Annotated in this window: 9 protein-coding genes; 5 read left to right on the forward strand and 4 right to left on the reverse strand. The window is 63.3% G+C overall.

Features of this window, described 5'->3' with window-relative positions:
• Positions 1-19: 19 nt before the first annotated feature.
• From ACM6I6_RS06435 to ACM6I6_RS06450, 4 genes are all read right to left on the reverse strand, one after another.
• A complete protein-coding gene (locus ACM6I6_RS06435) occupies positions 20-1,180 on the reverse strand; it encodes an LLM class flavin-dependent oxidoreductase (RefSeq protein WP_274076172.1) in 1,161 nt (386 codons plus the stop codon).
• Between the two features lie 313 nt (positions 1,181-1,493).
• A complete protein-coding gene (locus ACM6I6_RS06440; protein ID WP_414919621.1) occupies positions 1,494-3,362 on the reverse strand; it encodes an ABC transporter ATP-binding protein in 1,869 nt (622 codons plus the stop codon).
• A complete protein-coding gene (locus ACM6I6_RS06445) occupies positions 3,355-5,136 on the reverse strand; it encodes an ABC transporter ATP-binding protein (RefSeq protein ID WP_274076174.1) in 1,782 nt (593 codons plus the stop codon). The genes ACM6I6_RS06440 and ACM6I6_RS06445 overlap by 8 nt, the downstream gene beginning before the upstream one ends.
• Position 5,137: 1 nt before the next feature.
• Positions 5,138-6,409 carry an acyl-CoA dehydrogenase family protein gene (locus ACM6I6_RS06450; RefSeq protein WP_414919622.1) on the reverse strand — a complete coding sequence of 424 codons (1,272 nt, stop codon included), beginning with the start codon at positions 6,407-6,409 and terminating at the stop codon, positions 5,138-5,140.
• 438 nt (positions 6,410-6,847) lie between these two features.
• On the opposite strand from ACM6I6_RS06450, the gene ACM6I6_RS06455 reads away from it, so the two are divergent.
• From ACM6I6_RS06455 to ACM6I6_RS06475, 5 genes are all read left to right on the forward strand, one after another.
• Entirely contained in the window at positions 6,848-7,903 is a 1,056-nt protein-coding gene (locus ACM6I6_RS06455) for an ABC transporter substrate-binding protein (protein ID WP_414919623.1), read from the forward strand.
• A 15-nt stretch (positions 7,904-7,918) separates the two neighbouring features.
• Positions 7,919-8,650 carry a class II aldolase/adducin family protein gene (locus ACM6I6_RS06460; protein ID WP_274076177.1) on the forward strand — a complete coding sequence of 244 codons (732 nt, stop codon included), beginning with the start codon at positions 7,919-7,921 and terminating at the stop codon, positions 8,648-8,650.
• 141 nt (positions 8,651-8,791) lie between these two features.
• Positions 8,792-9,991 (forward strand): LLM class flavin-dependent oxidoreductase, encoded by a 1,200-nt coding sequence (locus tag ACM6I6_RS06465; RefSeq protein ID WP_323608498.1) that lies wholly within the window; start codon positions 8,792-8,794, stop codon positions 9,989-9,991.
• Between the two features lie 10 nt (positions 9,992-10,001).
• Entirely contained in the window at positions 10,002-11,573 is a 1,572-nt protein-coding gene (locus tag ACM6I6_RS06470) for an ABC transporter substrate-binding protein (protein ID WP_323608499.1), read from the forward strand.
• Positions 11,566-12,627 carry an ABC transporter permease gene (locus ACM6I6_RS06475; protein WP_274076180.1) on the forward strand — a complete coding sequence of 354 codons (1,062 nt, stop codon included), beginning with the start codon at positions 11,566-11,568 and terminating at the stop codon, positions 12,625-12,627. The genes ACM6I6_RS06470 and ACM6I6_RS06475 overlap by 8 nt, the downstream gene beginning before the upstream one ends.

The raw sequence follows: 12,627 nt of genomic DNA on the forward strand, positions 1-12,627 counted from the left end.
AATCAGTCTCCCGCAGCGCTCAGGCGCTGGCCTTCAAGTGGGTCGCAGGTGTTGCGACAGGGCGTTGGTGCACCAGCGGCAGGACTTCCTGGCCGATGCGCAAGGCTTCCTCCAGGTGCGGATTGCCGGCCAGGATGAAGGTCGAAAATCCGGCGTCGCGATATTCCACCAGGCGTTCGGCGATGTTCTGGTGGCTGCCCACCAATCCCACGGTCGGTCCCGGTTTGGCCTTGGCAAAACCGGCCCACAGGTTCGGGCCGATGATCAGGTCGTCGAAGCGATCGATGTTCTGGTGGTAGGCGGTTTGCCGTGCCCCGCCGACGGAATCGGAGCCGCTGGTAAAACCCTTGGCGACCACGCTGCCCTTGCCTTCGAGTTTGTCGAACTGGCGACGCAGATCTTTCCACGCCAACTCTTCGGTTTCCCGAGCGAACAGGTCGACCCGCAGGCCGAATCGCACGCTGCGACCCTGTTTATCCGCCAGTTCGCGCACCCGCTCGATGTGTGGCTTGAGCTTGTCGATGGGCTCGGCCCAGTTGAGGTAGACATCGGCGTGCCTGGCGGCGACATCCAGGGCGGCGTCGGAGAATCCGGAGAAGTACACGCCGGGTTTGCGCTCGTTGTGCAGGCCGTGGGGCAGGGCGCCGTTCTCCAGTTGGTAGATATCGCCCTCGTAGGAGAAACGCTCGTTTTGCCAAAGGCCCTGGATGATGTCGAGAAATTCGCCGGTGCGCTTGTAGCGCAGGTCGTGTTCGAGGAAGTCGCCGTTGGCCCGCTGACTGGCCGGATTGCCACCGGTGATGATGTTCCACTCCAGGCGACCACGGCTGAGGTTCTGCAGTATCGCTGCCTGTTGTGCGGCGTAGGCCGGCAGGGTCCAGGTGGCCTGGAACGCGATCAGGAACTTGATCCGCCGGGTTTCCCGGGCCAGGGCCGCCGCGGCAATCCACGGCTCTGGCCCGGTGGGCAGCAGGGCGCCTTCAAAACCGGCCAGTTCTGCGGCTTTCGCGACCTGGGCGATGTAGTCAATGTAGGTGAAGTCATCGGGTTCGCCATTTGGCAAGCGCCCTGGCGCAATGTGACCCGGGCGGTAGTCCGGGTTGCCGCGATTGTGTTTGTCGGTGGTCAACTGCGGACCATCGGTGCCCAGTGGCAGGCGCCAGAAAAATTCAGTGCTCATGGGGTGCTCCTGATTCAGATACGCGTTGCGTCGCGCAGGTGCGAGGACGTCTTGCCAGGGTGGTTGCAACGGACATGCCATGCCCGGCGAGCGGGGTTTTGGCCAGCAGGGCCGGGCGTTTGGCGGGGGAGTGGAGAGGGAGGGAGGGCGGGGGTGCTGCTGTAGCAGCAGTGCGTCAGCAATGGTTGCTCGGGGTGCAGCAGGTGGTTTTCAGGTGATCTGGCAATCGCCATCGCCGGCAGGCCGGCTCCCACAGAATCGGGGTCACAACGCTGACCTGTGGGGGCCGGCCTGCCGGCGATGGCGGTCGCGATCACGCCGATGCAGTAGCGACGATCTCGTCAATGGATGAACCGGCTTCGGCACTGCGCAGGTACGTCTGGTACAGCGCCGCATAAGCACCGCCCTGCTCGATCAATTGATGATGCGGCCCTTGTTCGACCAGGCGGCCGTGACGAATCACCGCGATGCGGTCGGCGTCGCGGATGGTTGCCAGGCGATGAGCGATGATGATGGCGGTGCGGCCTTCGCAAAGTCGTCGAAACGCCCGCTGAATACGGCGCTCGGTGTGGATATCGACCGCCGAGGTCGCCTCGTCCAGCACCAGTACCGCCGGGTCCGCCAGGTAAGCGCGCACCAGACAGACCAGTTGCCGCTGGCCATGACTTAGGTGCCCGCCCAGCGGCCCGACTTCGGTCTGGTACTGATGCGGCAAGCGTTCCAGCACCTCGTCCGCGCCCAGCTCTCGTGCGGCCGCAATCAGACTGGCATCGTCGGCAAGGGGCGAGGCCAGGCGCAGGTTGTCGAGGATGCTGCCGCTGAACAGCACGTTATCCTGCAGTACCACGCCGATATTGCGCCGCAGCTCCTGCTGGGCGAGGTCGCGTATGTCGATGCCATCGAGTTTCACCGCACCCGATTGCACCTCGTAGAAACGTGTCAGCAACTGCACCAGGGTGCTCTTGCCGTGGCCCGAAGGCCCGACGATCGCCAGCACTTCGCCGGCGCGGATGTGCAGGTTGAGCTCATTGATCACCGGTGTCGCAGCGCCAGGATCGTAGGCAAAGCCGACGCGTTCAAAACTCACCTGGCCTTTCGCTCGCCCAAGGTTTTGCACTGTGCTGCTGTCACTGATGTCGGGCCGGGTGTCGAGCAACAGGAAAATTCGCTGTGCCGATGCCGAGCCGGTGGCGTAGTGCTCGAACAAGTCCGACAGCTCCTGCAACGGCCCGAGAAACAGGAACACATAAAACAGGCTTTCCGCGATCTGGCCAACGGTGACATCCGCCTGCGCCAGGCCGTAGGCACCCACCAGCAACAGCACCGCCATGCCGGCCGAGCTGAGCAGGGCGGTGAACGGTGCGAACCAGCCGGATCGCAGGCTGCCGCGCACCAGCGCCTGATTGAAGTCATCCAGCAGGCCGCGATAGCGTCGCAGGTTTGGCGTTTGCCGGGCGCACTGCTGCAGCATGCGCGCACCGCTGACGCTCTCCACCAGATGGGCGGTGAAGCGGCTGCGGTTCTCCGCGACCTTCGCCCAGTTGCGGTGGGAGATGCGCTTGAAGCTCCAGGTCGCCAGCACCAGCAACGGCACGGTGGCAGCGAGGCTAAGGAAGAACCGCGGGTCGATCCGCCACAGCATCACCGCCGCCAGCCCGCAGCGCAGCAGAGCACCGAGCAGCTCTGGCGGTCCCTGGATCAGCAGCGGTTCGAGGGCGTCGACGTCACGGTCGGCGCGGGAAATGATTCGCCCGGCCTTGGTTCGGTCGAAATAGCTGACACTCAAGCCTTGTACATGGGCAAAGACGCGCACCCGCAAGTCGTTGAGCACCCGGATCGCCGCACTGCCAGCCACGTACTGCGAAACCCCGGCCAGCATGAAGCGCCCGAGCCAACTGAGCGCCAGCCCCAGGCCGAGCCACAGCACCAGACGTTCATCGAGCAACCAGTGATCGTCCTGTTGGATCAGCCCGTGGTCGAGCAATTGACGAACGAACCAGGGGCGCATGAACACCGTGAACACCAGCAGCAATTCAATGCCGATGACGGCGAAAATGTGTTTGCGAATGGGCCTGAGCAGCGGCAGCAGTCGGCTGAACATGCTGCGGTCGAGGGCCTTCCTGGCCAGCATTTCTTCGATTTCGATGTCGCTCAGGGCTTTGCCGGCGATTGGGTTAGCCATGATCGATCCCTAGCAGGTCGCGGTAGTCCGGGTTGGTGTTGAGCAGTTCGGCATGTGTGCCGCTGGCGGCGATCCGGCCGTCCTGGAGCATCAGCACGCGGTCCGCCAGGAGAATGGTCGAGAGCTTGCTGGAGATCACCAGCAAGGTGGTGGCCCGACCCTGGTCGCGGCGCAGCTGGCGAATGTTGTTCAGCAACTGGCGCTCGCTGATGGCGTCCAGTGCGCTGGTGGCGTCGTCCAGGCACAGCACGTCCGGCTCGCCCAGCAGCGCGCGGGCCAGGCTCAGGCGCTGGCGCTGGCCGCCGGACAGCGTCACGCCGCGATCCCCCAGGGGCGTGGCCAAGCCGTGAGGCAGGCGGTCCAGCACATCTTCGGCGGCCGCCAGGCGTAAACCCTGGCGCAATTGTTCGTCGCTGGCATTGGGTGCGGTCAGGCGCAAGTTGGCTGCCAGGGTGTCGGAAAACAGAAAGCTTTCCTGGGGCACCACGTGCACCCGGCGTCTGAGTTCGTCCAGGTCCAGCTGACGAATGTCCTGCCATCCGGCGCTGTCCGACCCCAGCGACACGCGCCCGCAACCGGCATCGCTCAGGCGCGGCAACAGGCTGGCCAGCAGGCTTTTGCCGGTGCCGGTGGCACCGACCAGCGCGACGATTTCACCCGGCTGCAAGGTCAGCGAACAATCGTGGAGAATATCCAGCCCGCCGCCGGGCGCACTGACATTGACGTGTTCCAGTTTCAATCCCAGGGGGGTGTCGGGCAACCTGGCCTGGCCACTGCGGATGGCCGCCGGTTCGTCCAGCAGTTGCCAGATGCGCTCGGCGCTGGAGCGCGCGTCCGCAAAGGTCTGCATGACGCGGCCAATGCCCTCGATGCGAAACACCAGGGTGGTGGCGATCAGCAGCGAGGTGACCAGCTCGCCGATGCCCAATTGGGCGGTTGCCACCAGATGCGCGCCATACACCAGGATCCACACATGACCCAGGGCGACGATGGCTTGCGGCAGCGGTATCCGCGAGCTGGAATAGGCGAGTGCCTGACGGGCGTGGTCGGCGAACACCGTCACTTGCGTGGCGAAACGCTGGATGCGGCTGTGCTCAAGGCCAAAGGACTTGATTACCCGGACACCGCCGATGCCCTCGCTGAGCTCCTGGTTGACCCGGTCGTAGGCGGCACCCACGGCGCGATCGAGGCTGACCAGGCGTTCGGTCTGACGCACGAAAACCCACAGGCCTGCCACCGTCAGCAACAACGGCACCAGCCCCAGCAGCGGGTTGTACCAACTGAGCAGGCCGACCGTCGCCAGCACCACCAGCGGTGTTTCCACGACCTGCCGCCAGAAGCTGATCAGGGCATCGCGAACCTTGTCGGCATCACGGGTGGTGCGGGTAATCATCTCCCCCATGCCGTGCTGCCAGTGATAACCCAGGTGCAGGTTCTGTACCTGTTGCAGGATGCGTTCGCGCAGGCGCGTCAGCAGTTCCTGGCTGAGCACCAGTGACCACACGCTGGCGGCGTATTGCAACACGCCACGACCCAGGGCCACGGCGAGCATCAGCCACAGCCAGTACCAGCCCAGGCTGGCGTCGAGGGTGCCATCGGCCTGGCGCACGACGGCGCGACCGGCGCTGACGTCGTTCACCGCATGCCCGATCAGCCATTGCTGCCAGACCAGCGCGAGGTTCACGGAAATGAACAGCGCCGCGACCAGGGCAAAGCGCCAGGGCATTTCCCGGTAGATCGCCAGGCAGCGCAATAGGGGGTGTTTTTCGATCATGTCATTGCTCTTTGGGGCGGGTGGCGCCCTGTTTTTCCTTGGCGTTGAGGATCGCGGTGTACTCTCCCGGATCGACGCCGTTGAGGTAGTAGTTGCCGACGTGATGCAGACGCCAGCGGATTGGGTCGTGGGTGGTGTGGACCCGGGCGTTGCGCCAGAAGCGGTCGAGGTTCCATTTGCTCAGTGATGAGCTGGCGCCGAGCAGGGAGAAAATGTCGCTGGAGATTTTCAGCGAGGCCGAGTCGGAGTGGGCACGGGCGGTGGCCACCGAGAGAATCAGCTCGTCCTGCAGAGTCTTGTTGTCCGGGTCGAGTTCGTGCTGGTCGAACACCCGTGCAGCATCGCGCAGCAAGGATTGCGCACCGCGCAGGGCCACGGCGTATTCGCCGATCTGCTTGATGATGTGCGGCTCCTGATTGGCGTGATCGACGCCACTTTCCACCCATGGCCGGGCGTTGTGGTTGAGGTAGTCCACCGCGGCCGCCAGCGCGCCTTCGGCGATGCCGGTGTCGATGGCGGCATGGAGAATCTGCGGGAAGGTCAGGCCGGTGCGCTTCATCGGACCTTTGCGCTGGGAAACGAAGCCTTCGTCGAGCTCGATATTGTCGAAGATCACCGTGCCACTGACGGAGTTCTTCTGGCCGAAGGCTTCCCAGTCATCCACCAGTGTCAGGCCGGGCGTGTTGCGGTTGAGCAGCACCCCGGCGCCGCCCTCGTCGCTGGCGGCCGTCAGGGAGATCCACTCGGCAAGGTAGGAACCGGTGGAGTAGAACTTGCTGCCAGTGAGGATCAGCTTGCCATCGGCACGCCGCTCGACCCGGGTCTTGAGCGCGAACTTGTTCTTGCCGCCGACTTCCGCCAAGGCGTTGCCGAAACGTTTGCCAGCGAGTACATCGCGGATCAGCCGGTCGCGAATCTCATCGCTGTAGCCGGTGAAAATCCCGCGCAACATGACGTTGTGGATTTGCAGCAACTGGCCGACGCCGCCGTCGGCGACTGATATGAGGCGTACGGTTTCGACGATGGTTTCCACCGAAGCGCCAAGACCGCCAAACGCTTTCGGCACGCCAATGGCGGTCAGTCCGCTTTCGGACAACAGTTGTGCCTGACGCCAGGGCAATTGGCCGTTCTGGCTGGTGTCTGCGGCGATTTCGGCGATCTCCACAGCTATTTCCCTGGCCGCGGAAATGGCTTGAGCTTCGCTCTGCAGCAGTCGGATCGGTGCCTGTTCCTGTATCAGGTGCCCGCTGGGGTTGTGTTCGACCTTGCTCATTGCTGTCCCTCTGTCGTTGATCTGCTGATGACCTTGTAGGAGCCGGCTGGCTGCGGGCGGCGTTCCGACGATGGCGTCCTTGAGTACGGCGCAAGGCTTGAAGGCCAATCGCTGGCAAGCCAGCTCCTACAGGTTTTGCGGTGTTCTCGGGTGTTGAGAGGGCCTTGAGCAAGTTCTGCGCCAAGGGCTTGAAAGCGTGCCGGGGCACAGGTTTGGTGAAGCGCGAGAAAGGGTAGTGTTGCTGGAGAAGCAACCTGTCGACCGCGACTGCTCGAGCAGCAGCAGCCGATGCGCATTGCTGCTGGCAGGCCAGCAATTTGCAGCACCTGGTCAATTCCTTGCAGGCGCCAAGCCACGTAAACCGGGGGTTTCAGCTGTTGGCACGGGCACTGCAATGGCTTGGGCAACAGTCACATGCCCAACCAGATGGAGCTGCTCATGACGCTTGCTGCGAAACACATCCAACCCGATACCACGGCAGAACTGGAGCAGATCTGGTTCACCCGTTGCCCGGTGCCGACGGCTTCCGGAATCGCCTATAAACTCGGCTGGCTGAGCGATGAATTCGCCGCTGACGGCCTGCCGGTTTCGACCCTGCAGGAGGCTCGTCAACTGGGGCATCACCACTATGATCACGAGCTGCCGGGACTGTTTCGCGAAGGCGGTAACGTACCGGCGCTGGCAGCCCGTGCGGCCGGTGCGCCGAGCCGCTTGATCGGCCTGACCTGGATCGAGGAATGGCAAACCATCCTGGTTCGCCCTGACTCCGGCATCCAGCGCCCGCAGGATCTCAAAGGCAAGCGCCTGGCGCTTCCAGCCTGGGGTGAAACCCGCCCGGGGAGCATCGCTCGTGCCATGAGCCTGCACGGTTACAAAGGCGCACTGAGCCTGGCCGGGCTGGGTTTCGATGATGTCGAACTGGTGGAGGTCGCCCTGCAGGACCAGGAGTGGGCGGCCAATCCCCAGGAAGGGTTGCAGCGCCTGTGGTCGGGCCTCGATTACCTGGTGCGTGGGGAAGTCGACGCGGTGTATGTCAAAGGCGCTTCCGCCGCCGATGCCGCACGGCGTCTGGGCCTGGTGGTGGGTATCGACCTGGACCTGATCGCTGAACCGCGCTATCGCATCAACAACGGAACGCCGCGTCCGATCACCGTGCACCAGAGCCTGCTCGACAACCATTTCGACCTGGTGGTGCGTTTCCTCGCGCAAACCCTCAGCGCCGCCGATTGGGCTGCCAATAACCGCGAGGCACTCAATGCCATTCTCGAAGAGGAAACCCGTGCCGGCAGCGCCGGGGTCGCCGAGGCCTATCGCGGGGAATTCCACACCACGCTGGCACCGGACCTCTCTGCACAGCGTCTGGAGTTCCTCGATATCCAGAAAGATTTCCTTTACCTGCACGGCTTCCTGGAACGCGATTTTTCCATCGCCGACTGGGTCGATCCGCGCCCGTTGCAAGCCGCCCATGAACTGTTGGCCAAGCGCCGCGCCTGAATCCGGAGAACTGCCATGACCGTACTGATTAATGAACAACTGATCAGCCAAGCGCTGAAGGCCTTCATCGACAAGGTGCTGATCGAGGCTGAAGAAGCCTTCACGGTGTTCCGTGAAACCAACACCATCACCGCCAATGGCACGGTAGGTTTCATCGAACGCGTACCCGGCGAAGAGCTGCTGGTGTCGGTCAACTACGGCGGTCCGTGGAACTACCGCAAACCACTGCAAGCGACGGTCACCGATTTTGACGGCAAGGTGATCTACGGCAAAGGCAAGGGCGGTTTGGGCCGCTACACCCGACTGTTCCAGCAGCATCCGGATGTCACCACCGTGTCCCACGTGCATTCGCCGTACCTCGGCGCCTGGGCACAGACCCATCGCACCCTGCCATTTCACTACGTGCCGGTGCAGCGTTATCAACTGGCCCGGGAGTTGCCGGTCTACATCGACCGACGTCAGCCGGAAGTCGATTTCATCCTCGACAGGATTGCCGAGAACCCTTTCACCCTGGCGATTCTGGAAGCCAACGGTGGTTCTACCGTGTGGGGCAAACAGGGTTTGCGCGCCACGGCTGAATTCATCCTGTTGCTCGAGGAGGGGGCGCAACTGCAATTGCTCGCCGATGCCCTGGGCGGTTCCCGCGCCTACGGTCCCGGTGTGCTGACCCAGCAATGGAAAATGAGCGGGCTGTACGAAAAAGCCACGGAGCTTGGCCTGGTGCCCGCCATCGATCGTCGCACCTGACCCGCCGATCTCCCAGCCACCAAAAAACCTGTGGGAACCGGCCTGCCGGCGATGGCGGCCGAGAAATTGATGCAAGGCCCGAGGGCCTCATCGCCGGCAGGCCGGCTCCCACAGGTCGACACATAACCAAGGTACATGCCCATGGCTGTAAAAATTCTCTGGTACCTCACAACCCCCGACGGGCCTTATCCGTGGGAGCCCGAGGGCCGCTGGAAAACCGATTTCGAGCATCTGAAGCAACTGGCCGTGGCCAGTGATCGCCTGGGGTATTACGGATCGCTGCTGGGCTCCAGCCCCAACGAAAGCCTGGCCGTTTCCGCCGCGTTGATCGATGCCACCCAGCGCCTGCGTTTCCTGGTGGCGCAGCACCCCGGCGAGTTATCGCCCGCGGTGTTGGCCAAGTGGGCCCTGACCTTCGATCAGTTTTCCAACGGTCGTCTGTTGTTCAACGTTGTCAACGGCAACGATGCCGGCCTGGCTACCCTCGGCGTGCATTACCCCCACGATGAGCGCTATGACTTCAGCCTCGAGTACTGGCGAGCCTTCCAGGCCTTCTACGCCGGTGATACCTCGGGATATGACGGCCAGTACGTCAAGCTGGCACCGCGCACACCGGCCGCTGCCAGTCATCCATTGGGTGGCTGGCATCCGCCCAGGCAGAAACCCGGCATCCCGTTGTGGGGCGCCGGCACCTCGGGGCCGGGCGTTGCCCATTCCGTGCATTTGCTCGACGTGTACCTGAGCTTCGCCAACACCCCACCAAAACTTGGCGAGAAATTCCGCAAAGTGGCGGCCGAGGCAGCAAAAATCGGTCGCGAGCTGACGTTCGGCACCCGCCTGCAAATCATTGTCCGTGAGACCGAAGAGGAAGCCTGGGCCCACGCCGAAAAGCTCTTGCAACGCACCTCGCTGCAAACCGCACGCGCGGCCATCGAACGGCAACTGCCACCGGGCGAGACCCTGGACAGCTTCCGCAGCGACGACCCGCAGATCCAGCGCAACGTCGACGCCGTCCGTGCAGGTCGCCTGCCCAAGGCAAGGGACCTGCAGATCTATCCCAACGTCTGGCTGGGTCCGAGCCTGTTCGGCTTCAACATCCTCGGCCCGGCGGCCGGCACCTATCTGGTAGGCAGCGCCGAGCAGGTTGCCGAGCGTATTCGCGAGTACGAAGCACAGGGTACATCGGCGTTCATTCTCTCCGGCTTCCCGTTGATCGATGAGGCGCACCGGGTGGCGGACCTGTTGTTCCCATTGCTCGACCTTGATCACGGTTTCGACGTGCCGCGCCTGCGCGCTGACACGCCGGTGCCACAACGCGCCAACGTGGTCGAGCGGGCCTGAGGAGTCATTCATGAGCGAAGGATTCTCCCGGCGCAGGTTTCTGGGTAACGGCCTGGCGGTCTGTGGTGGCCTGATATCAGGCAGCAGCCTGCTCAGCGGTTGCGACAGTGGAGCAGCCGTCAGTGGCGCAACGGCATTGTCCAGTACACCGGTGCACGGCGGTCGTTTGCGGGTCGGCATTATCGATGGCGACCAGTCAGGCAACCTTGACGCGCATAAACCGGTGGGCGGCGGGATCATTCGCGGCTGGGCTCTGTACAGCAAGTTCTGGGAATGGAACACCGACGTCAGCACGCGCCTGGCCCTGGCCGAGTTCGCCGAGCCCAACGCCGATGCCAGCGCCTGGACCATTCGCATCAAGCCGGGGCTGGAGTTTCATCACGGCAAGAGCATCGGCGCCGACGACATGCTGTTCTCGATCCTGCGCCTGACCGATCCGAAACTGGCATCGCCGTTTGCCGGCCTGGTGGGTGCGATCGATCGCAATGCCCTGCGCAAACTCGATGAGCGCACCATTGAAATCCGTTTCAAGCAGGGGCAGAGCTTTTTCCCGCTGGATGAAACCCTGATCAGTTTCGGTGGCATCGTTCCCACCGACTACGACCCGATCAGCAATCCGGTGGGCGCCGGGCCTTACAAACTCAAAAGCTTCATTCCCGGTCAGCGCTCGCTCTACGAGCGTTTTGCCAATTACTACAAGCCTGGCCAGCCCTATGCCGATGAGCTGGAAATCATCGAATTCAAGGATCAGGTGTCCCGTGCCGCCGCGTTGCGTGCCGGGCAGATCGACGTCGCCAGCGGCGTGCAGGCTGAGCACAGCGCGTTGCTCAAGGCCGATTCCCGGCTCAATTTCTACGCGTCGCCCAGCACCTCGTTTACCGGCTTCAACCTGAATCTGGCCAAGGCACCCTTTCAGGATCAGCGAGTGCGCCAGGCTTTTCGTCTGCTGGCTGATCGGCGTGAACTGGTCGATCGCGGCCTCAACGGTTTCGGACGGATCGCCAATGACCTGTATTCGCCCCATGACCCGACGTACAACCACGGCATCGTCCAGCGTCCGTACGACCTGGATCAGGCGCGTTCGCTGTTGCGCCAGGCCGGGCAAAACGATCTGCGCGTGGAGCTGACCACTACGCCGGGGCCGGGCGTCAATGCGGCGCTGGTGTTTGCCCAGCAGGCGAAGAAGGCCGGCGTCGAGATCAAGGTCACCCAGGTCGATGGCTCGGTGTTCAACGGTGCGCAACGGGAAAACTGGTTGTTGTCCCCGGGCTCCACTCCGGCCCGGGGTTTCCTTGCCTCGGCGCTGCACAACGACGCGCCCCAGGCCATTTACAACCGTAGCAATTTCCACGACGAGCGTTTCACCTCGTTGTACCAACAGGCGTTGGCACAGCCGGATCTGCAACAGCGCAAGGTGCTCGTGCATGAAGCCCAGGCTATTCAACACGAGCGGGGCGGGCTGCTGATCTGGGGTTTCAATGACGTGCTGGATGCCGCCTCTGTTCGAGTCGCAGGGCTGGCGCCTGAACAAACGACCTTTGCTTCATGGCGTTTCGATGAAATGTGGGTGAACCATGCCTGAATCTTCCTGCAAGCATCCGCGCACGCCAGCCTGGCTGTCCTGGTTCATCGGCCGCCTGGGTTATGGCCTGCTGACCGCTTGGGTCATCAGCCTGGTGGTGTTCATTGCCACGCAGGCACTGCCCTCGGACCCGGCGCGGGTGATCCTCGGTCCCGATGCGCCGCTGGAAAGCATCCTCACCTTGCAGCGCCAGTTGGGCCTGGACCGGCCGATCATCGAGCAATACCTGCGCTGGCTGGGAAATGCCCTGAGTGGCGAGCTGGGGGTATCGCTGGACTCCAATGTGCCGGTCGGCAACATCCTGTTCGGCCGCTTCGGCTACACATTGGCGCTGCTGGCCGGGGTGATTGCCGTGGTTGTGCCAGCGGCGTTGTTGCTCGGCGTGTCATTGGCCTTGCGCCGTGACAGTCGCCTGGATCGCTGGAGCCTGTCGCTGCTGATTTTCCTCAAGGCCACCCCGGGTTTTCTCCTGGCCATCGGTCTGGTGCTGCTGTTTTCCATGCCGCACATGGACGTGTTGCCGGCGGTGTCCATTCTCGATCCGGACAAATCGCTGCTGCGCCAATTGCAGTTCCTGGTGTTGCCGGTGCTGGCCCTGAGTCTGTCGACGTTGCCGTACCTGACGCGCATGGTGCGGGCGTCGATGATCGAGGCGCTGGAGTCCGACTATGTCGTCGCCGCCAGGCTGCGGGGTATTCCCGAGTGGCGAATCGTCTGGCGTCACACCTTGCCCAATGCATTGATCCCGGCGATCCAGGGCGTGGCCCTGACCTTGCGCACCTTGATCGGCGGGGCGCTGCTGGCCGAGGTGATCTTCAGCTATCCGGGCATCGGCACTTCGCTTAACTCGGCGATCCAGATGCGCGACTTGCCGATGGTCCAGGCCATCGTGCTGGTGATCACCCTGGGCGTGGTGTTGATCAACCTGTTCGCGGATCTGCTGACGGTGCTGCTGACGCCAAAACTGCGCACCGCCCGCCGGGTGACCATGATCCGGCGTAACCGTCGGGGCATCCAGCCCTGGTGGCGTCGCTCCCCATCCAAGGCACCTTGA

This window comes from Pseudomonas sp. IT-P218 (assembly GCF_949767605.1).
Classification (GTDB): Bacteria; Pseudomonadota; Gammaproteobacteria; order Pseudomonadales; family Pseudomonadaceae; genus Aquipseudomonas; species Aquipseudomonas putida_AE.

Excerpts from the sequence above, each read along its gene's own strand:
- ACM6I6_RS06440 (WP_414919621.1), bottom strand. The coding sequence starts at position 3,362 with ATGGCTAACCCAATCGCCGGCAAAGCCCTGAGCGACATCGAAATCGAA.
- ACM6I6_RS06450 (WP_414919622.1), bottom strand. The coding sequence starts at position 6,409 with ATGAGCAAGGTCGAACACAACCCCAGCGGGCACCTGATACAGGAACAG.
- ACM6I6_RS06470 (WP_323608499.1), top strand. The coding sequence starts at position 10,002 with ATGAGCGAAGGATTCTCCCGGCGCAGGTTTCTGGGTAACGGCCTGGCG.
- ACM6I6_RS06475 (WP_274076180.1), top strand. The coding sequence starts at position 11,566 with ATGCCTGAATCTTCCTGCAAGCATCCGCGCACGCCAGCCTGGCTGTCC.
- ACM6I6_RS06445 (WP_274076174.1), bottom strand. The coding sequence starts at position 5,136 with ATGATCGAAAAACACCCCCTATTGCGCTGCCTGGCGATCTACCGGGAA.
- ACM6I6_RS06455 (WP_414919623.1), top strand. The coding sequence starts at position 6,848 with ATGACGCTTGCTGCGAAACACATCCAACCCGATACCACGGCAGAACTG.
- ACM6I6_RS06465 (WP_323608498.1), top strand. The coding sequence starts at position 8,792 with ATGGCTGTAAAAATTCTCTGGTACCTCACAACCCCCGACGGGCCTTAT.
- ACM6I6_RS06460 (WP_274076177.1), top strand. The coding sequence starts at position 7,919 with ATGACCGTACTGATTAATGAACAACTGATCAGCCAAGCGCTGAAGGCC.
- ACM6I6_RS06435 (WP_274076172.1), bottom strand. The coding sequence starts at position 1,180 with ATGAGCACTGAATTTTTCTGGCGCCTGCCACTGGGCACCGATGGTCCG.